Raw genomic sequence first — 19,766 nt, forward strand, 5'->3', positions numbered from 1 at the left:
CTCCGTCACGACAACAACTCATTAACATGTTAATGACATAAAATTATCGTAAGCCGGCGGTCTGTCAACCGGCGCTTTCTTAGAGACGAATGAAGTTTTTATTCGGTACTATTTCAAAATCGCATTATCACAAAAAGATATTTTACCCCTCTGTTTTTACAGACAATAAAATAATAACGGGTATTTTTCTTCGGTTAAAAATGCCTATTTCCACGCCATTCCCGAATAATCTCAACGATCACTCTTCAGGCTTATTAATTTTTTATCCGTATTGAATGAACGCTGGGGAATATTCAGTTTTACTTTTATCTATTGAATCATTTAGTTTTATTTTATTTCCGCACAACAAACTAACTCTTATGAGGGAAAGGCTATTGGCAGGGTTACATAATTTCATCTGGACAATAGCAAAAGCGCAGAGCGTGACGTAAATCACGGCAATCATGCCGTATCCTGCAAAGCAATTATGCTCGCAACAGCAATTATCTATTGCGATTAGGGCTGTTTATCTCAATTTAGCGCCATGCAACACTTCGGGCCATCGTTCGACACCGCGCCGCAAGGCCTGAGACGGAGTGACACATGAGCATCGAAAGACTAACCCGGGAGCCGCTTTCCATCGGCATCGAGTTGCCGCTGGACAACGATTGGTCCACCAGCGGGCAGCTGAAACGCCAGCAGGACGGGCGACCGTTCGGCGTGCCGGACATGAGCGAACATGCTGCGCGCATCAAGCTGGCCGATGAGCTCGGCTTTCGCGCCGCCTGGGTTCGCGACGTGCCGCTGTACGATCCGGACTTCGGCGACGCCGCGCAGGTGTTTGAGACCTTTACCTACCTCGGCTACCTGTCCAGCCTGACGCGCAATATTCTGCTGGGCACCGCGGCCGTGGTGCTGCCGCTGCGCCAGCCGTGGCTGGTGCGCAAAGCGGCTTCCACGCTGCAAACGCTGAGCGGCGATCGTCTGCTGCTCGGCGTCGCCAGCGGCGATCGCCCCGTGGAGTACCCGCTGTTCGGCGCCGATTACGCCGCGCGCGGTGAAAACTTCCGCACCAGCGTCGGCATTCTCAAAGGGGAAGCCGACAGCGCGCTCCAGCCTGGATTGCGCCTGCTGCCGGCCACGCCGCCGCCGCCGCTGCTGGTCGCCGGGTTGGCGCAGCAAACGCCCGAGTGGGTGGGCAAAAATATGGATGGCTGGCTGTCGTATCCCGGCACGCCTGCGGACCACGTTTCGCGAGTCAAACTCTGGCGTAACGTAGCCGGTGACAAGCCCTACGTCAGCTTTATTCATCTCGACCTCACCGATAACGCCGACGCGCCGATTCAGCGCCATCGCTTCGGCATCAAGAGCGGCCGTAATGGATTGATTCAGGAACTGAGCGCCATGCGTGACGCCGGGGTCAACCACATCGGCCTGCATTTCCGCCGTAACCAGCGGCCGCTGGAAGAGACGATGCAGGAGATCGGTCAACTGGTGTTGCCGGAATTCCATCGCGCCTGACGCCCGCTTTAGCCCGCTATTCCGACCTGAGCTGGTCTTTGCCCCGTTACCGGGGCTTTTTTATTTCCGCCGCTGCTGGTTCATAACAACTCAGTCTAATCCCTGCGGCCAAACGGCGGCATGATGACGGGGAAACGAGCCACCATGAGGAATGAGCAATGACGGCAAAACTGACAGAAGCGGGCTTTTGGCGCAAAACCGCCGACTCTTCATCGCTGCGCGTGCCGCGCGTGCTGATCCGGGTCTACGTCGACGAAGGCGAGATCGACCGCGCCATCGCGTTTTACGAGCAGCTGCACGGCGTGGAAGCGGATATGCGTTTCGACTTTCCCGCGCATCGGCTGGTGCTGGCGGCGGTGGGGCCGTTTCTGATCCTGGAAGGCTCGGAAGAAAGCCTGCGCCCTTTCCGCAGCACCGTCGGCACATTGCTGGTCGATGACATTTATCCCTACCATCAGCGGCTGCTGGCCGCCGGAGCCGATATCTTCTTTGGCCCGGTGGAAGTGCCCACCGGCGCCTGTTTCAATGCCCGCCTGCCGGACGGCACGATTATCGAATACGTGCATCACCGGCCGCGCGCGGACGAATAAACCGCCTCAGGGGAGCGCCGGCGTCATGGCGTAACCGCGCAGATCCTTGCGCAGGCTGACCATGTACAACACGATCACCGCCGAGAACGGCAGGCCGCACAGCACCACCGCAGTCTGCATCGCGCTGAAACTGCCGGCGTACAGCAACCCGGCGCAGATCAACGTGGTGACCGCCGCCCAAAATACCCGCAGCCAGGCCGGCGCGTCATCGTGGGCGGAACCGCCCTGGCAGGAGAGGTTCGCTATCATCAGCGTGCCGGAATCGACCGGCGTCAGGAACAGCACGAAACTGATCGCCACCACAAAACCGGCGGTCAGCTGGGTATAGGGCAGGTATTCGAACAGCTTGAACACCGCCATCGGCGGATCGCTTTGCGCCACCTGCCCGAGGATCGCCTGCCCGCCTTCCAACACCAGGCTGATGGCGGTATTGCCGAAGATCGACAGCCACGCCAGCGTGAAGCCCAACGGGATCAGCAACACGCCGAAGATCAGTTCACGAATGGTGCGCCCTTTGGAAATGCGCGCGATGAACAGCCCGACAAACGGCGCCCACGCCACCCACCAGGCCCAATAGAACAACGTCCAGGCGCCCTGCCACTGGCGCGCCTTGCCGTACAGATACATATCGAAGCTGCGGCTGACCAGCGAAGTGAGATAATCGCCAAGGTTCTGCAACATGCCGTTGAGCAGATTCAGCGTCGGGCCGGCCAGAAACACGAACAGCAGCAACAGGCACAGGAAGCCGACGTTGATGTTCGACAGCATGGCAATGCCCTTCTCGACGCCGGTGACCGCCGCCAGCGTGGCCACCACCATCATCACCACGATCAGCGCCAGCAGCACGCCGGTGCTTTGCGGAATGTCGAACAGATAAAACAGCCCCGAGTTCACCAGCAGCGCGCCGATCCCCAGGTTGGTCACCATCGAAATCACCGTCACCAGAATGCCGAAACTGTCCACGAGATGGCCGGCGCCGCCGTGGATGCGCTCGCCGAAGATCGGGTATAACGCAGAGCGCAGCGCCAACGGCAGGCCGCGGCAATAGGCGAAATAGGCCAGCGCGGTGGCGATCAGCGCATACAGCGCCCAACCGTGCAGCCCCCAGTGCAAAAAGGTCAGCGCCATCGCCTGCCGCGCCGCCTGCACGGTGCCGCCGCTGCCTTCCGGTGGCGACAAGAAGTGATCCAGCGGTTCGTAGGCGCCGTAGTACACCAGCGCAATGCCGATGCCCGACGAGAACAGCATCGCCACCCACGAGGGATAGCTGAACTGCGGCGGTTCGTCATCCTGGCTGAGGCGAATATGGCCGAAGCGCGACAGCGCCAGCCAGAAGACGAACACCATGCAGGCGACCATCAACAGCATGTAGTACCAGCCGAACACGTCGGCAACCCAGCTTTGCGCGGCGTTCAACCACTGTTTGCTGGCGGCGGGAAACAGCACGACCAGCGATCCCAGCAGCAGGATCACCGCCGCCGAGCCGAAAAATACCGGAACATTCAATCTGACAGGTTCTTCGTCAAGCGATGGAGGAGTTTTTGTTGTCATTGGCAGGCTTCCATGATGCGAAAGACAGACGATTTAAATGCAACTTTTAATTAACATTCTATCGTCATTTATTTGACATTTTCGCAGCATATAGAGTATTGATTGACCGTTCAATCAATCAAATTCAAAGTGTGATTTGCCTATCAGTTGGGGAAAATATGTACCGCAGAGACATTCCTGAGCAGCGCAAGGAGCAGTTGATTAACGCCGCCTTCGAGACCATAAACGTCGTCGGGCTGGCCGGCGTCACCCTGTCTCAGGTGGCGAAAGAAGCCGGGCTGTCGACCGGCATCGTCAGCCACTATTTTGGCGATAAAGAGGGGTTGCTGAGCGCCACCATGCGCAAGATCCTGCGCGATCTGCGCGACGCGGTGGCCGAGTGCCGCGCGCAAGCGGCGAGCGACAGCCAGTCACAGCTGTTCGCCATTATCCAGGGCAACTTCCACCCCAGCCAAACCAACGCCGTGTCCATGCGCGCCTGGCTCGACTTCTGGGCCGCCAGCATGCATCAGCCGGTGCTGCGCCGCCTGCAGCGCGCCAACGATCGGCGGCTCTATTCCAATATTTGCAGCCAGTTCCGCCGCGAGCTGCCGCTGCAGCAGGCGCGCGACGCGGCGCGCGGGCTGGCGGCGATGATCGATGGGCTTTGGCTGCGCGGCAGCCTGGCCGGCGACGAGACAGACCTAAAACAGGACTGCCGCATCGCCTGCGACTACGTGGCGCAGCGGCTCAACGCCGCCCAGCAGCAGGGGTGAACGTGAACGGCGGCTCCATCAGTGCGGTTCCTGCTCTTCACTGTACTGGGTTTGCCACATGGCGGCGTAGCGGCCGTTCGCGGCCAGCAACGCCTCGTGCCCCCCGCGCTCGACGATCTCCCCCGCCTCCAGCACGATAATTTCATCGGCGTCCACCACGGTGGAGAGCCGATGAGCGATCACCAGCGTGGTGTGGTTGCGGCTCACCTCGCGCAGGTGCCCCTGGATTTCGCGCTCGGTCTGGGTATCCAACGCGCTGGTCGCCTCGTCAAACACCAGGATGGCCGGATTTTTCAGAATGGTGCGCGCAATCGCCACCCGCTGCTTTTCCCCGCCCGACAGCTTCAGCCCGCGCTCACCCACCCGGGTGTCGTAACCGTCGGGCAGACCGACGATAAAATCATGGATATGCGCCAGCCGCGCCGCCCGCTCGATTTCTTCATCGCTGGAGCCGGTTTTGCCGTAACCGATGTTATAACGCAACGTATCGTTGAACAGCACCGTATCCTGCGGCACGATGCCGATCGCCTGCCGCAGGCTGGCCTGGGTCAGTTGGCGAATGTCCTGGCCGTCGAGGGTAATGGCGCCCCCCTGCACGTCGTAAAAGCGAAAAAGCAGGCGCGACAGCGTGGACTTGCCCGCGCCGGAGGCGCCGACCACCGCCACCGTGTGGCCCGCCGGAATGGTAAAGCTCACCTTCTTGAGGATCGGCCGACGCGTGTCGTAACCGAAGCTGACCGCGTCGAACTTCACTTCTCCGCGATCGAGGCGCAGCGGCTGCGCATCCGGGCTATCGACGATCTCACGCGGTTCCTGCAGCAGATCGAACATGTTCTCCATGTCGATCAGCGCCTGGCGCACCTCGGAATAAATAAAGCCGAAGAAGTTCAGCGGCTGATACAGCTGCAGCAGATAGGCATTGACCAGCACGAAGTCGCCGACCGTCATCGTCCCCTGCGTAATGCCCTGCGCCGCCATGGTCATCATCACGATCAGTCCGATCGAAATAATGGCGGTTTGCCCCAGGTTGATCGCCGTAAAACTGAATTGGTTCTTGATGGCGGCGTATTCGTACAGCCGGCGCGAGAGGTCGAAACGCTCGGCCTCGAACTCTTCATTGCCGAAGTACTTCACGGTTTCATAGTTCAGCAGGCTGTCGATGGATTTGCTGTTGGCGTCGGCGTTGGCCTTGTTGAGCTCGCGGCGAAAGCGGGTGCGCCAGCTGACCGCCAACACGGTGAACAGGATGTAGCAGCCGACCGTCGTCAGGATCGCCAGCGCGAACCAGCCGTTCAGCATATGCCACATGATCGCCGTGACCAGCGAGAGCTCGAACAGGATCGGCACGATGGAGAACAGCAGCCGCGACAGCACCGTGGACACCGCCTGAGTGCCGCGCTCGATGGACAGCGACAACCCGCCGGTCTGGCGCTCCAGATGGAAACGTAGGCTCAGCGCATGCAGCTGGCGGAACACCCGCACGCCCAACAGGCGCGTGGCGTTCTGGCTGACGTGGATAAACATTACGTTGCGCAGTTCCTCAAACAGCGCGCCGCCCACCCGCGCCACGCCGTAGGCGACGATCAGCCCAAGCGGCACCGCCAGCATTTTCGCCGTCTCGCCGCTCAGCGCATCGACCATCGCTTTATAAGCCAGCGGCACCAGCGTGGTGCTGACCTTGGCCGCCACCATGAACACGAAGGCCACCACCAGATACCCCCGCAGCCGCGGGTTGTCTTTCGGCCACAGATAGGGCAGCAGGAATTTCAGCAAACGGGAACGATCCATCATGTAATATTCATCTTCTCGATCGGGATCGCGGCGCACAGCCGCGCGGGGTTATGAGTTTGGCCTGGCCGACGGCGAACGCCGCACCCTCCCATTTTCCTGCGGCGACAACTCAGCATCATCCGTCAGGAGAAGCGGCGGCGGCTCGGGCAAAGTTCAGGCATGGAGGAGACAATCACATGACCCAGACGTATGCAAGGCGCTTTGCGCTGGTCTTTGACTATATCGACCGCCACCTGGACGAGGCGCTCACCGTCGAAAAACTGAGCGAAGTGGCCCACTTTTCGCGCTTTCACTTTCAACGCCAGTTTAGCGCGTATTGTGGCATCTCGGTGTGGCGTTATATCCAGTGGATGAGGCTCAAACGCGCCTCGTACCGCCTGGCGTATAACCCGCTGGAGCCGGTGATTGACATCGCGCTGGACGCCGGTTTTCAAAACCCGGAGTCCTTCAGCCGCGCCTTCAAACAGGCGTTCAGCCAAACGCCAAGCCAGTTTCGCAAACGGCCGGCCTGGATCGATTGGCAGCAGCGCTTTCCCGAGCCGAAACACAAAAGGAAACAACCCATGAAAGTAGACATTGTCGACTTCCCGGCCACGCCGGTGGCGATGATCGAACATCGCGGCCCGTCCGCGCTGGTCAACGAAACCGCCGCACGCTTTATCGAGTGGCGCAAAACCAGTGGCCTGTCGCCGGTCAGAAGCAGCCGCACTTACGGTATCGCACCGCACGATCCGGCCACCACCGAAGCGCAGGACTTCCGCTTCTTCATTTGCGGCGAGGTCACTGCGCCGATCCCGGAGGACAACGCCTTCGGCGTGGTGAACGGCACGCTGCCGGCCGGGCGCTGTGCGGTGCTGCGCCATCTCGGATCGCTGGATGGGCTCTCGGAAAGCGCCCGCTATCTTTACAGCGAGTGGTTGCCGGCCAGCGGCGAGGAGCTGCGCGATTTTCCGCTCTATTTCCACTACCACAACTTCGTGCACGAGGTGGCGGAATATGAACTGGTGACCGATCTTTATCTGCCGCTGAAATAGCTGACATCCGGCTCCGCAAGGAGCCGGATTGACGTTAACAGGACGGCGACGATCCCTGCGGCGGCAGATAGCGCTGCGGATCGAGCGCGGTGGCGCGATAGCGGATCTGGAAATGCAGGAACACCGAATCGGTGCCAGTGCTGCCCATAGTGCCAATCTTCTGCCCCGCTTTCACATCCTGGCCGTTGCGCACCAATGTAGTGTCGTTGTGCGCGTAGGCGGTAATAAAGTCTTCGCCGTGCTTAATCATGATCAGGTTGCCGTAGCCGCGCAGTTGGTTGCCGACGTACACCACTTTGCCCTTGGCGGAAGCATAGATCGGCTGGCCGCGTTTACCGGCGATGTCGATGCCCTTGTTGCCGCCATCGGCATTGGAGTACGCCTGCACGATCCGGCCGCTGGCCGGCCAGCGCCAACAGCGGGCGGCGCCCGGCGGCGGCGTTTGCTTGGCGATCGCGGAGGAAGACGTTTTACGGCGCGTGGCGGCGGTTTTGGTCGGCGCGCTGCCGCTCAGCCGCAGCTTTTGCCCCACTTCTAGGCTATAAGGCGGGCGTATCTTGTTGATTCTGGCCAGATCGCTGACTTCGCTGTCGGTGATCCAGGCGATGTAGTACAGCGTATCGCCCCGTTTGACGGTGTAGGACTTGCCGGTGTAGCTGCCCTTCGGCAGTTTGTCGTAGTCGCGGTTGTAGGTATTTTTACCCGAACACCCGGCCAACAATAGCCCCAATGTCAGACACACCGCGATGCGGCGCCACCTCGCCAGCTTGCTTCCTGTGCTCAAATCCTGTCCCCAATCGTCTTTTCGGTTCTGATACGCCTCAGCCGCACAGTGTAACATTTGCGCCGGGTCAGTCAAAAAGCGGGAAAGAGGCAACTATCGGAAAACAGCGGGCACGGAGGCCGCTGCGGCGCGATCGGCGGGAGGAAAATGGCGCCATAAGGCGCCAAACCATGCAGCGATGCCGGGATTACTGTTTACCTGAGGTCAGCAAACTGAAGCTGGTCATCAGATTGCGATAGTCAGGAATATGTTGAGAGAACAGGTTCCCCAACCCTTCGATATCATTTCGCCAATCGCGGTGCAATTCGCACGCCGCGCCAAACCAACTCATCAGCTGTGCGCCGGCCTGGGACATGCGATCCCAAGCCGCATCGCGCGTAATCGCATTGAACGTGCCGGATGCGTCGGTGATGACGAAAACCTCATACCCCTCTTCCAGCGCAGAGAGCGCAGGAAACGCCACGCAAACCTCGGTCACCACGCCGGCGATGATCAGTTGTTTCTTGCCCGTGGCCTTTACCGCCTTGACGAAATCTTCATTATCCCAGGCATTGATATTGCCGGGACGAGCAATATAGGGGGCGTCAGGGAAAGTTTGCTTTAGCTCTGGCACCAAAGGGCCGTTCGGTCCGTTTTCAAAACTCGTGGTCAGTATCGTCGGTAAATTGAAGTATTTAGCCAGATCGGCCAGCGCCAAAACATTATTTTTGAATTTATCCGGATCCTGATCTCTAACCAGGGACAGTAGCCCCGTCTGATGATCGACTAATAAAACGGCGGCCTGTGTCTTATCTAATCGGTTATATTTAAAAGTCATTCCCTTCTCCTTTATCATCAAAATCATCAAATTCCGATCGCCCCATGCATTCCAAGCATGTAGCATGCTTTCAAACGCTCCGACATCAGGCTAGCAATGAACCAGCCGGGTAAATAGCACGATTATTGGGAATGAGTGTTTCACCACTGGGAAGGTTAATTTTATATGATAGATTTCAATGAGATGGTTATGTTTGCCAGAGTAGTTGAATGCGGTGGATTTCTTTCCGCCAGTAAGAAGTTTGGTATACCCAAATCGACGCTATCAAGACGAATATCCAATTTGGAAAAAAGGCTTAATGTCAGGCTTATTCAGCGCTCAACGCGAAACCTCATGGTCACCGATATAGGAAAAGAATATTTTCAGTACTGCCTGCAGATGATTAGCACCGCAGAGAAAGCGGAATGCCTTATTATTAACAAAAGCGAAAAACCCACTGGAAAAATAAAACTGACCTGCTCAAACATTCTCCTGGATCTTGGCCTAACGGAAGTGCTGGCGAGATTCATGCTGCAATATCCCAAGGTCAATTTGCATGTGAAAATATTTAATCGCAACGTGGATATTATTTCTGAAGGGTATGACCTCTCATTAAAACTCATCGCCGATGAGCCCAAAAACAGCAATTTGGTGATGCGTCGAATTTGCGCTGTGCCCACCGCATTTATGGTCGCCCCCTCTGCAGCTATTCAGTACCAAAGTATAAATACGCCCGAAGATCTCTCCAGTTTGCCAACGGTCGGGTGGTTATCGACCCATCTTCAGGCCGCCTGGACGTTTCAACAAGCCGATCGCGAAGTCAAAATAAACAACAAGTCGCGCATGGTGTGCGATGACATTCGCCTGATCAAGGAATCGATCGTAAAAGGCGTCGGCGTTGGCTGTCTGCCGCTGAAATTAGCCCGCCAGGAACTGCTCGACGGCAGCCTGAAAACGCTGCTCGACGACTGGACATTGGAACAACACAAGATTGTCGCGTTTTACCCTTCCAGACAAGGACTCCCCCCTTCGGTAAGGGCGCTGATTGATTTCATCGTTGATGAACTGGCCGAATAACACGCCGCTTCCAAGCATAAACGCCACGCCGGATTTACCGCAGCGATTAAAAAGTGACTACTATAATAGAGCGCTCGGAAAAATAGAGTGCCCCCGAGGATCGCAACAAAGAGAATGGAGCTGTAACATGCTAAACCTTGATCGCAATAATCTGCCCCTCCTGAGCGAAGAACTGCTCAAAAAGCAACGCACCACCCTGCTGATCATCGCCTTCCTGCTGCTGGCGGGCGGCATACTGTGCCTGGTCAACCCTTTCGCCTCCGGCGCGGCGCTGAGCATCGTGGTCGGCGTCCTGCTGCTGTTGAGCGGCGCCGGGCTGATTATCGCCATGATCGCCAACCGGGCGCAGAATACCTGGCCGATGATCGGCGGCATTCTGCTGGGCGTGGCTTACCTGATTATCGGCTATGTGTTCATCACCAGCCCACTGGCGGGCATTCTGGCGCTGGCGGTGTACCTTGCCGTGCTGTTCGCGCTCGGCGGCATCGCGCGCCTGGCGGCCGGCTATATGCGCCGCGGATTGCCGGGCAACTGGCTACAGTTCGTTATCGGCGTGCTCGATTTGATCATCGCCTGGATGCTGATCGGTTCAGGCCCGGCGGCGTCGGTCACGCTGGTGACGGCGATCGTCGGCATCGAAATGCTGGTCAGCTCCTTTGCGCTGTTCCAGGCGGCGAATCTGTTTAAACGCGCCTGACTCTACCGGCCCGCCATCGCGGGCCTCATCGATTTCGTCGCTTCCAGACACAACAAGGCGATACCCCCTCGGCTTGTCCGTGGTTATCTTCATCGGTAAGTGCCAATATAGGCGCAGACAAGGGAGCTGAAACCGATGACAACCCATTCCAACCCGTTGAACTCGCGGGAAGTCTGCCTGCAATTACGCCATTTCAATCAGGTAATCGGGCAACAATGCCGCAATATGGCGCGCCAAAATACCACCTGCCCGTGCTGCCTGACGGACATCGCCACCGGTTGCGACGCCGGTATCAAACTGTGCGGCCAGCAGTTGGCCAAACCCAACCCGCAAACCCCGTTATTCCGGCAGATTCGCAACTTGCTGCTCGATCTGCGCGCAGAAGCGATAGGGGTTCACAGAATAGACGTCCTGAACCGCACCAATAACGAAATATCCTGGCTGTTGCGCGAGCTGTATTTCGAGACGTTCTGACCCCGCATTTTATCGGGGCCGCTAAAGCGAAAACCGAAAGCGAGATACAGGCTTTTGGCGACGCGATTATGTTCATCAATCATTAACGTCACCGGCTCCACGCCATACAGCCTGAACTCCGCGAGCAGTCAGCGGGAGGAGCCCGTTTAAAAGCGGCTCTGGCAAAGGAAACGTCCACCGGCGCGGGGTTAACCGGCGGCAGCGGTTTTCGGCAACACGAAGTCAACCCGCCGATTCTTGGCCCGGCCCGTCGGCGTGTCGTTGGAAGCCACCGGTTCAGCCTCCCCTTTTCCCCGTTCACTCAGACGAGATTTTTCTACCCCATGTGCGATCAGCCAAACAGCCACCGCACGTGCGCGTCGCAGCGACAGATCCCGATTATATTTATCGCTGCCCACCGCATCGGTATGCCCCTCGATCACCACGTTCCCTACCGGTTCGGCCGCGATAAATTGCGCCACCTGTTGCAGCGCAGGCTCCGCTTTAGCAGCAATCGCATCGCTGTCGAAGGCGAACAGCACATCGCTGCGCATCGATAACGTTACGGCATTTTTGCTGTCTCTGACGGAAATGTCGGCGGATTGTTTAGCCAAATCCGCTGCCTTACTCTGCAGATCAAGGACGCCGGCATTCAGCCCCGAAGGCAAACCAACCAAATCCAGCCGGGTGGCCTTAAGATCGAGTATCACCGGTTTCCCCACGGATGCCGGCTCTCCGCTGTCAGCCCATGAACCCAATGACACCAACCCAAAGGCTAACATCCCCCCCACACAGGCGGCTTTCCTGAGGCCGTTCATCGCTCAACGATCCGTAATGGCTATCGGCCCGAGCGGCTCGACATTGGCGATCGTCAGGTACACCTCTTTCACATCAGGTGGAGGCGCAGGGAAGCTGCCAAACCAGGTGGCGACATAGGGAATGCCTGAACTTGAGCTGAATGACACGCTGGGAGAGGCCAGTGGGACATTATTGCTATCGGTAAGCAGCAGGTATTTTTTATTACCCACCAGAATATAGAAGGATTTCTCAAGACTGCTTTTATCCAGACTGCTATACAAGCCTTGTCCATTAAGGTTGTCTTTCAACCCTTTGAAACGCACTTTGATGGTCAGGATTTCACCGTGGCGCACGGCCTCGGTCACTTGCGCTTCGGCTACGCCGCTGCTGACGATCCCGGTAGCCAACGGTGTCACGGGGGGATCTTCCGCGAAGGCCATGCCGGGGAACATTATCGACGCAAACAGGCAGGAAATGACGAATTTTCTGACATGCTGCATGATCGGAGTCCTTATTCAGGGGGAATTGAAGATTGTTCTTTCAACAACCAGGCAATGCCACTGCGGTCACTCTGTCCCGGAATTATAGTAAAGCACCTCATATTCATGAGAGTTATCCCTGAAAGCGTAACCTTGGTCACGTTATGCTTGCGCATGAATTCTCCCCCGTTAGCGCTTATTTTGCTGAATGACGGCTTCATACCAGCATTCCCTTCCGCTCATCCTCTCTGCTGTTCATCCCACTTTACGACCGCCGTCACACCTCGCCACCGCTAAATTGCGTTGGTTATAGACTCGTCTACAATTCAATCGAATTACCCCCTACAACATCAGAAATTATTATTATTAGAGGTGATTATGTTACAGAAACACGAAAACGTAATAAGTATGACTGTACTAAGCCCGCAAGCCACCCAACAGCTGATGCCATCGTTCTCCTCCTTGCCCCACACGCAACACGCCGACGGCAAATATCGCCTGCGCCGTTATTCGGTCGTTAAATACCTCAACCCCAACGTCGCCGAAGTAGGGCCGCGCACTTTCATGCAGTCGGATCAGATCAACCATTTCCAGGGCAATGTGGTGCGCCGCTTTGAACCTATCGACAGCGCCGTGTTGCAGAGCGCCGGCATGGCAGAGATGTGCAACCTGTTTGCAGAGAGCAACGACCTGCCGGAAGGCGCCGAGATAGAGATCCACCAGATGCGCGTGGTCGCTATCGAGAAAGACACCCAGGTGGCGCCGGAAGGCATACACCAGGACGGTTTCGACCATATCGCGATGATCGCCATTCACCGGCACAACATCGTCGGCGGTGAAATCATGCTGTATGACGACAGCCGCCACGATCCTTTCTTTAAAAAAGCGCTGGCGGACGGTGAGGCCGTGCTGCTGGCGGACAGCAAACTGTGGCACAACGCCACGCCGATCAACGCCGTGAGCCCGGAAGAAGAAGGTCATTTGGATCTCTTTGTCCTCACCGCGCGGGGGGAGAAAGCATGACCTTTACCCCCGAGCTCGCCCGCGCCCAGTTCAGCGCCCTGTCACAGCAGATCGACGGCAAACCGGCCATCTTTTTCGACGGCCCCGGAGGTGCGCAAGTTTCACGGGGCGTGCTGGAAAAAATGACCGACTACCTGGGAAGGTACAACGCCAACCTGGGCGGCCACTATTTCTCGAGCCGGGTCACCGGCGAGGTGATGGGCCAGGCGCGGGAATCGGTGCGCGCCTTGTTAAATGCGCCGTCGCCCGACAACATCGTCTTCGGCATGAACATGACCACGCTGACTTTTCATCTCAGCCGCATCATCAGCCGCGACTGGCAGGCCGGCGATGAAGTCATCGTCACCGCGCTGGATCACTACGCCAACGTCTCCAGCTGGCAGCAGGCCGCCGCCGACAAAGGGGCCACGGTACATCAGATACCGCTGGAGAGCGCCGACTGCGCATTGGATGCCGCGAAAGTGTGTGAGCGCATCAACGCCAACACCCGTCTGGTGGCGGTCAGCTACGCCTCCAACGTCACCGGCGGCATCGTCGATATCAAAACCATCGTTGAAGCCGCGCATCGGGTCGGCGCGCAGGTGTATGTCGACGCCGTTCATTACGCGCCGCATAACCTGATCGACGTGCAGGCGCTGGGCTGTGACTTCCTGGTGTGCTCCGCCTACAAGTTCTTTGGCCCGCACGTCGGCATGGCCTACATCGCGCCGCAGTGGCTGCAGCGCCTGCGGCCGTACAAAGTCGAGCCGGCCACCGACGTCGGCCCCGGCCGTTTCGAGACCGGCACGCAAAGCTTCGAAGCGCTGGCCGGCGTCGCGGCCGCTATCGAGTATCTGGCGCAGTGGGGCACGCCCGGTGCGCCGTTAAGGCAGCGTCTGCAGGAGAGCTTCGCCGCCTACCACCAGCATGAAGAGGCGTTGTGCAGCCACTTCCTGCAGCGGCTGCAACAACTCGACGGCGTGCGGCTTTATGGCACCCCCCGGGCGGACAGCGCGCGCCGCACGCCGACCTTCGCCCTGACCTTCAGCGGCCATACGCCTGACGCGATCGCCCGCCGCCTGGGGCAGCACAACATCTGTGCCGGCAGCGGGCATTTCTATGCGTTGGGCTTGGTGCAACAGCTGGGGCTGCAGGACGGCGGCGTGCTGCGCATCGGCATGATGCACTACAACACTCAGGGCGAGATCGATACGCTGTTCAACGTGATCGCCGAAGATATTCTCAGTTAACCCGGCCATATCGGCCCGTTCATCTTATTGGGCAGGCCGAATAAGGTATCAAACTGCCCGTCTTTTCTTCCACCGCGTCCACGGCACGCAGATGCGTGCCTTTCTTTCCCCGCGTTACGAAATGCGGAGATAACGGACATATAATGCCGGAACGGGAAAAGAGGCCGGGATCGGCGCATCGTGCGGTTGTCACCGGATACGGCCGGGGCAGCGCATTGCGCGCATTCTCTTTTGGCTCAGCAGTGGGCATAATGACAAACACGGTCTGGGTCAGATGAGTATGAATGGTGAAGTCGCAGCGAATTACGTTAAATGACATTGCTGTACTGGCTGGTGTCACCAAAATGACGGTCAGTCGCTATCTGCGCACGCCGGACAGGGTTAAACCGGAAACGGCTGCGCGCATCGCCGCCGTGATCGAGGAAGTCGGCTATCAGGCCGATCCCGACAATCCCGCCCTCTATTCCAATAGCCCTCCCCTCATCGGCGTTCTGGTTCCTTCTTTTAACAATCTGATATTTGCTGATGTCCTCGCCGGCATTGAATCCGTGACGTCTATACAGGGTTATCAGACGCTGGTCGTCAATTATGACTACAACAGCAAACGCGAAGAGGAGCAAATCGCCGCGATCCTGGCTTTTAAGATTAAAGGGCTGCTGCTGACCGAGTCGGTCCATAGCCTGCGGGCGGAAAAACTCCTGAAGGCGGCAAAAATACCCGTTGCTGAAATCATGGGGCTGTCAGGCAATGCAGATCGAATTAACGTGGGTTTTGATAATGTGAAAGCCGGCTACGATATGACCACCATGTTGCTGGCCAGCGGTAAAAAACGCATTATCTATTTTGGTTCAATGTCTGATATCCGCGATGAACAGCGTTACACGGGATACTGTCAGGCAATGGCTAACCATGATTTGCCTACCGGTCGCATTTCCCCCAATAAGATCTCTTCCATTTCGATTGGGACAGGCATGATGACGCTTGCGAGCCAAATGTATCCGGATATGGACGGTATTCTCTGTACCAACGACGATCTGGCCGTGGGAGTGTTACAGGAATGCCTGGCAAACGGTATCGGCGTTCCAGCGCAAATTGCCATTGCCGGATTTCACGGTCTTGAGATCGGGCAGATCATTACCCCCCGGTTAGCCAGCGTACTGACGCCACGGTATGAGATGGGGAAAGTGGCGACAGAGATCATAATAAAAAAAATTAAAGGGCTGCCGACCATTGAACATGTCGATCTCCACTTCCGCCTGTCAATGGGGGAGACAATATAGCGTTCCCCGCCAGTGACTTCATCACTGGCCATAGCTGCCCGCGTCGTCAGAAGAACATCACTCGCTATCCCGGCCAGAAATTCGGCCAGATGGCGTCACCCACCTGACCGAATGCCCCCTCAACGTGCCTTGCGGCGCCGGAGCCAGAATAGGATCAGCAGAATAATGACGACCGCCATGGTGGCCATGCCAGGCAGAATCATCGGCTGTGCGCGCGCCAACAGCGGTTTCGGACCCCCGGCGCGCACCTCACTCACGTCGGCCTCGCTCACGCTCAGCGTGCTGTTGCCGTATTTCTGCAGCACGAAGTTAGCGATATCGGCAACCTGCTTATCCGTCAGTTCTCCGACATAGGAACCGGCGCCAAAGCTCGGCATCAGGACGTGCTTACCGTCAACCCGGCGATCAACCCCCTGCAAAATGGCGGCAATCAGGTTTGACGGGTTGTTCGCGGCCGTGGTGGAGTTGTTGAATAGCGAAGGGTAAGCCTGGTTCAAACTGCCGCTGCCGTCCGGCTGATGGCAACTGGCGCAGTAGCCGCTGTAGAGCGCCTCGCCGCTATTGAGCGTGTGGTTGGCGTTGGGCGAATTCATTCCGCGGAGATGGTGCTCAACGTTGTAGTGCGCCTGACTGAGGCCATTGCCCTGGCGCCCCTCGCCCTGTGACGGCACGGTCTTCAGATAAGTTGCAATCGCCTGCAGCTGCCGGTCGGTCAGGTATTGGAAGCTGTGCTCAACGGCTTCAGCCATTGGCCCCGCAGCTTGTGCGCGCCCTTCCGCCCGACCGGTTTTCAGATAGTTCACTAACTCCTGCTCGCTCCAGTCGCCGATCCCTTCCTGGCGATCGGCGGTGATATTCGGCGCGTACCAAGAACCCAACGATGCCCCCATCAGGAAGCGCGAATTGTCTTCCGCCATCAGCACATTACGCGGCGTATGACAGGTTCCGCAGTGAGCCGGCCCCTGCACCAGCGCGGCCCCCTCGTTCCACGCCTCACCTTTCGTCACATCCGGGGTGAAACGCCGATTATCCAAATAAAGCATGTTCCACACCGCCATGGAGAGACGGATGTTGAACGGAAACGGCAGATCGGTTTGGCGCTTGGCTGGCTCATCGACCGGGGCAACGCCATGCATGAAATAGGTATACAACGCGTGGATCTCGTCATCACTCAGACGGGTGTAGGCGGTGTAGGGCATTGCCGGATAGAGATACGTCCCATCTTGCCGGATCCCCGAGCGCAGAACGTCGGCAAACGCCGCTTCGGAATAGCCACCGATGCCGTATTTTACCGATGGGGTTATATTGGTGGCGTAGATAGTGCCCATGGGAGAAGCAATGCCGTACCCCCCGGCAAAAGGCTTGCCCTGCTGCTGCGTATTCGTATGGCAGGCCATGCAGTCCGAGGCGATAGCCAGCGCTTGCCCTTTAGCGATCAGATCGCCGTCCTGGGCATGCGCCGCGAAGCCGCTTCCCAGCAGCAGCGTCGCTGCCAACGAATGGGTGATTTTATTCATTTGCTCTCCAGGGCTCGAAGTACGTCATTGGCCGCCTTGAGTCCAAGCGCCGCCATCGTCAACGTGGTGTTGACAACGCTGGCTGAAACCATGGCGCCTCCACCCGGGATCCAAAGGTTGTCATGATCGTGGGCGCGGCAATTGCCGTTCACCACCGAGTTCGTGGGATCGCTGCCCATGATCGTGCCGCCCATAATGTGGTTGTTGGCATTCAGCTTGTCGTTAATCACAAACTCTTGCGCATCGAACAAGTCGCCAATCTGCCGTAGCTGGGTTTTGACCACTTCCAGCCCTTTGCGCACGTACTCGCCGACGTCGTAGTGGATGTCCGGGCAGGCCAGGCCATGCTTGTCTTTGCGGGTAGGGCTCAGGGTCAGACGGTTGTTCGGATCCGGCAGCGGTTCCAGGCTGATGGAGAGATCCACCGAGCGGCTGGCGCGATCGCGCACTTCATCCTGCAGCGCCTTGCCGACCTTGCCCGTTTTCAGGACTTCAAGGGCGGAGGGGATCACCCGGTTGATGTTGTTGATGATGATCTTGTTGGCGGAGTGGTCGCTGCGGAACGCGCCGTCACGGTACCCCACCATGCAGCTGCTCTGCGCCGGGCCGCGGCCAACCCACAGAGCCTCTCGCGCCAGGAAGGAACAGTGCAGGCCAGAGTGATCCATCATGTTGCGCCCCACCTGATCCGAGCTGTTCGCGATGCCGTTCGGGTTCTTTTCGTTGGCCGCCAGCAGCAGCAAGCGCGGGTTCTCAATCCCATTGCAGGCCAGAACGAACGTTTTACCGATCGCCCGATGGGAGTTATGCGCCGTGTCGTACCAGTGAACGGCGGTGACGCGGTTATTGTCGTCGGTGTCAATTTTGTACACCACCGCCTCGGGGATCACCTTCGCCCCCTTGTGTTCGGCCCGTTCAACGTGGTGAATGCCGTTGTACATCGCCCCGATAGGGCAAATCGGCTGGCAATTGTTATTGCCGCAGCAGGTGGGCCGTCCGTTCCAGGGCCGGGTGCTGCGGCCTTGCGGAATGGGCACCGATTTAAAGCCGTGAGGATTAACAATCTCAGCAATGCGTCTGTCGCCGTAGGCCCAGGGCACCATGTCCATCGGGTAAGGCCCGCTGCGTTCCGCAGGGGACTGCCACTCCGGATTATTCGGGCCGGCAACGCCTATTTCCTCTTCGGCTTTCGCGTACCACGGTTCGATATCTTCGTAGGAAATAGGCCAGTCTCTCCCCACGCCATAGAGGGATTTCATGCGAAAATCATTGGGATGGTTGCGCCAGCAAGAAGCGGCCCAGTGCCAGGTGGTTCCCCCCACCACACGCAAATAGCCCTGTTTAAAGCCTGAGCCATTGGGGCCGGTCAGTTTGATATAGTCGTTCTCCGGGAAATAGAGCGGCGCGGTGGCGTACTCCGATTGCGGGTAAAGCCCCTGAAAATCCGACCCCGCACGATTGTGCAGTGGCATATTGCGCCAGTTTTCCACAGCCTGTGCGCGCTCAATGCGCGGGCCTGCCTCAAGTACCAGCACCGAGTAGCCCTGGCTCACCAAAGCATCCGCCATCAGACCGCCCACAATACCGGAACCGACAATGACGACATCGGCCTCTGCATCGCCGGAAGCATTAATTATTGGGCTTTTCACACGCGATCCTCATATTTTTTATCGGCTACGGCAGGCAAATCTGTTGCGGGAATGGAAGGTTGGCGGGTAACGCCCGGCGGCAAGCCGGTCCACCACAGCGGGCCAAAATTGCACCAGGTCGGCACAATCAGGGCATCCTGAACCGTGCGATACATCAGCGCTTCTTTATAACTAATCAACTGCCCCTGCTCGGCGCTTGAAGGATCTACGGTTCCGGTATACCACGCGGTCACGATCGCCTGGATAAGCTCCCTTTGCCCCTGTTCAATCGCATGTCGGTTCAAGGTTTCCGCATCGGTGGCTTGCTGGCTCAGGATGAACAGGGCGTTGAGTTGCGAGTTCAACTGCGGAAAATGTTCGCGCAGTGCGGAAAAATAGCGGGCGGAGAGTGTGACGTCCAAATCGTCAAACTCGGTAATTTTTCTCGAAATTTGTAAAAATTGCGCGTATTCAACGGGCGAGGCGGCAATTTGCGCCCGTTCGGCATAGGTTATATTTGAATAAGGCAACAGGCTGGCGGCGACGATGACGCCCACCATTTTCCCCAGCGCCTCCCTGCGGGTAAGCACGATTTGCAACGACATTATTAGCTCCGAAATAATTTATTTTTATATAGTTTTTTTAATATCTATCAGAACGCAGGCAAACCAAAATAAAAAATTGTGCTAATGGGGAGGAATCGCATTAAAAGATCAAGGCGTTATGAGATTGGCTACATCTACGACAGAGGTAAACTCACGGCCTTTAATGATGTAATCTGAAC

Annotated in this window: 19 protein-coding genes; 10 read left to right on the forward strand and 9 right to left on the reverse strand. The window is 57.6% G+C overall.

Features of this window, described 5'->3' with window-relative positions:
* The first annotated feature begins 582 nt into the window (after positions 1-582).
* Both ACTJJ6_RS20805 and ACTJJ6_RS20810 read left to right on the forward strand, forming a co-directional pair.
* On the forward strand, positions 583-1,500 hold the full coding sequence (locus ACTJJ6_RS20805; RefSeq protein WP_004931740.1) for a TIGR03571 family LLM class oxidoreductase: 918 nt from the start codon (positions 583-585) through the stop codon (positions 1,498-1,500).
* A 158-nt stretch (positions 1,501-1,658) separates the two neighbouring features.
* Positions 1,659-2,090: a VOC family protein gene (locus ACTJJ6_RS20810; RefSeq protein ID WP_016929947.1), complete on the forward strand. Its 432-nt coding sequence runs from the start codon at positions 1,659-1,661 to the stop codon at positions 2,088-2,090.
* A 6-nt stretch (positions 2,091-2,096) separates the two neighbouring features.
* Here the strand turns inward: ACTJJ6_RS20810 and ACTJJ6_RS20815 are convergent, their stop codons facing one another.
* Positions 2,097-3,641, reverse strand: coding sequence for a BCCT family transporter (locus tag ACTJJ6_RS20815; RefSeq protein ID WP_033639490.1), 1,545 nt, complete (start codon positions 3,639-3,641; stop codon positions 2,097-2,099).
* Between the two features lie 158 nt (positions 3,642-3,799).
* Here ACTJJ6_RS20815 and betI point away from each other — a divergent pair, with 158 nt between their 5' ends.
* Positions 3,800-4,396, forward strand: coding sequence for a transcriptional regulator BetI (gene betI / locus ACTJJ6_RS20820; RefSeq protein ID WP_033639489.1), 597 nt, complete (start codon positions 3,800-3,802; stop codon positions 4,394-4,396).
* 18 nt (positions 4,397-4,414) lie between these two features.
* Here the strand turns inward: betI and ACTJJ6_RS20825 are convergent, their stop codons facing one another.
* A complete protein-coding gene (locus ACTJJ6_RS20825; protein ID WP_440804124.1) occupies positions 4,415-6,184 on the reverse strand; it encodes an ABCB family ABC transporter ATP-binding protein/permease in 1,770 nt (589 codons plus the stop codon).
* Positions 6,185-6,363: 179 nt separating this feature from the next.
* Between ACTJJ6_RS20825 and ACTJJ6_RS20830 the strand changes: the two genes are divergently transcribed.
* On the forward strand, positions 6,364-7,221 hold the full coding sequence (locus ACTJJ6_RS20830) for an AraC family transcriptional regulator (protein ID WP_440804039.1): 858 nt from the start codon (positions 6,364-6,366) through the stop codon (positions 7,219-7,221).
* A 34-nt stretch (positions 7,222-7,255) separates the two neighbouring features.
* On the opposite strand, the gene actS is transcribed toward ACTJJ6_RS20830, so the two are convergent.
* Both actS and ycaC read right to left on the reverse strand, forming a co-directional pair.
* Positions 7,256-8,005 carry an amidase activator ActS gene (gene actS, locus ACTJJ6_RS20835; RefSeq protein ID WP_048324756.1) on the reverse strand — a complete coding sequence of 250 codons (750 nt, stop codon included), beginning with the start codon at positions 8,003-8,005 and terminating at the stop codon, positions 7,256-7,258.
* Between the two features lie 187 nt (positions 8,006-8,192).
* Positions 8,193-8,822 (reverse strand): isochorismate family cysteine hydrolase YcaC, encoded by a 630-nt coding sequence (gene ycaC / locus ACTJJ6_RS20840; RefSeq protein ID WP_016929953.1) that lies wholly within the window; start codon positions 8,820-8,822, stop codon positions 8,193-8,195.
* Between the two features lie 165 nt (positions 8,823-8,987).
* Between ycaC and ACTJJ6_RS20845 the strand changes: the two genes are divergently transcribed.
* The 3 genes from ACTJJ6_RS20845 (at position 8,988) to ACTJJ6_RS20855 (ending at position 11,049) form a co-directional block, all read left to right on the forward strand.
* On the forward strand, positions 8,988-9,878 hold the full coding sequence (locus ACTJJ6_RS20845; RefSeq protein WP_440827431.1) for a LysR substrate-binding domain-containing protein: 891 nt from the start codon (positions 8,988-8,990) through the stop codon (positions 9,876-9,878).
* Between the two features lie 127 nt (positions 9,879-10,005).
* Complete coding sequence (locus ACTJJ6_RS20850; RefSeq protein ID WP_004931723.1) at positions 10,006-10,575, forward strand: HdeD family acid-resistance protein; 570 nt, start codon at positions 10,006-10,008, stop codon at positions 10,573-10,575.
* 135 nt (positions 10,576-10,710) lie between these two features.
* Positions 10,711-11,049: a hypothetical protein gene (locus ACTJJ6_RS20855; protein WP_015378954.1), complete on the forward strand. Its 339-nt coding sequence runs from the start codon at positions 10,711-10,713 to the stop codon at positions 11,047-11,049.
* Between the two features lie 188 nt (positions 11,050-11,237).
* On the opposite strand, the gene ACTJJ6_RS20860 is transcribed toward ACTJJ6_RS20855, so the two are convergent.
* Positions 11,238-11,846, reverse strand: coding sequence for an OmpA family protein (locus ACTJJ6_RS20860; protein ID WP_016929955.1), 609 nt, complete (start codon positions 11,844-11,846; stop codon positions 11,238-11,240).
* A 3-nt stretch (positions 11,847-11,849) separates the two neighbouring features.
* Entirely contained in the window at positions 11,850-12,326 is a 477-nt protein-coding gene (locus ACTJJ6_RS20865) for a hypothetical protein (RefSeq protein ID WP_004931717.1), read from the reverse strand.
* A gap of 387 nt (positions 12,327-12,713) precedes the next feature.
* Between ACTJJ6_RS20865 and ACTJJ6_RS20870 the strand changes: the two genes are divergently transcribed.
* The 3 genes from ACTJJ6_RS20870 to ACTJJ6_RS20880 all read left to right on the forward strand — a co-directional run bounded on the left by ACTJJ6_RS20870 (position 12,714) and on the right by ACTJJ6_RS20880 (position 15,837).
* A complete protein-coding gene (locus ACTJJ6_RS20870; protein WP_004931716.1) occupies positions 12,714-13,328 on the forward strand; it encodes a 2OG-Fe dioxygenase family protein in 615 nt (204 codons plus the stop codon).
* Complete coding sequence (locus ACTJJ6_RS20875; RefSeq protein WP_440804049.1) at positions 13,325-14,557, forward strand: cysteine desulfurase-like protein; 1,233 nt, start codon at positions 13,325-13,327, stop codon at positions 14,555-14,557. The genes ACTJJ6_RS20870 and ACTJJ6_RS20875 overlap by 4 nt, the downstream gene beginning before the upstream one ends.
* Before the next feature lie 287 nt (positions 14,558-14,844).
* Positions 14,845-15,837, forward strand: a complete 993-nt coding sequence (locus tag ACTJJ6_RS20880) for a LacI family DNA-binding transcriptional regulator (RefSeq protein ID WP_004931713.1) — start codon at positions 14,845-14,847, stop codon at positions 15,835-15,837.
* Between the two features lie 119 nt (positions 15,838-15,956).
* On the opposite strand, the gene ACTJJ6_RS20885 is transcribed toward ACTJJ6_RS20880, so the two are convergent.
* Genes ACTJJ6_RS20885 through ACTJJ6_RS20895 form a run of 3 tightly spaced genes read right to left on the reverse strand, consistent with a single transcriptional unit; the run spans position 15,957 to position 19,587 of the window.
* Entirely contained in the window at positions 15,957-17,354 is a 1,398-nt protein-coding gene (locus tag ACTJJ6_RS20885; protein WP_049300379.1) for a c-type cytochrome, read from the reverse strand.
* On the reverse strand, positions 17,351-19,003 hold the full coding sequence (locus ACTJJ6_RS20890; RefSeq protein ID WP_197817773.1) for a GMC family oxidoreductase: 1,653 nt from the start codon (positions 19,001-19,003) through the stop codon (positions 17,351-17,353). Before ACTJJ6_RS20890 ends, ACTJJ6_RS20885 begins: the two co-directional genes overlap by 4 nt.
* On the reverse strand, positions 19,000-19,587 hold the full coding sequence (locus ACTJJ6_RS20895) for a sugar dehydrogenase complex small subunit (RefSeq protein WP_004931706.1): 588 nt from the start codon (positions 19,585-19,587) through the stop codon (positions 19,000-19,002). Before ACTJJ6_RS20895 ends, ACTJJ6_RS20890 begins: the two co-directional genes overlap by 4 nt.
* Positions 19,588-19,766: the final 179 nt, after the last annotated feature.

This window comes from Serratia sp. 22278 (genome assembly GCF_052045405.1).
Lineage (GTDB): Bacteria > Pseudomonadota > Gammaproteobacteria > Enterobacterales > Enterobacteriaceae > Serratia > Serratia marcescens.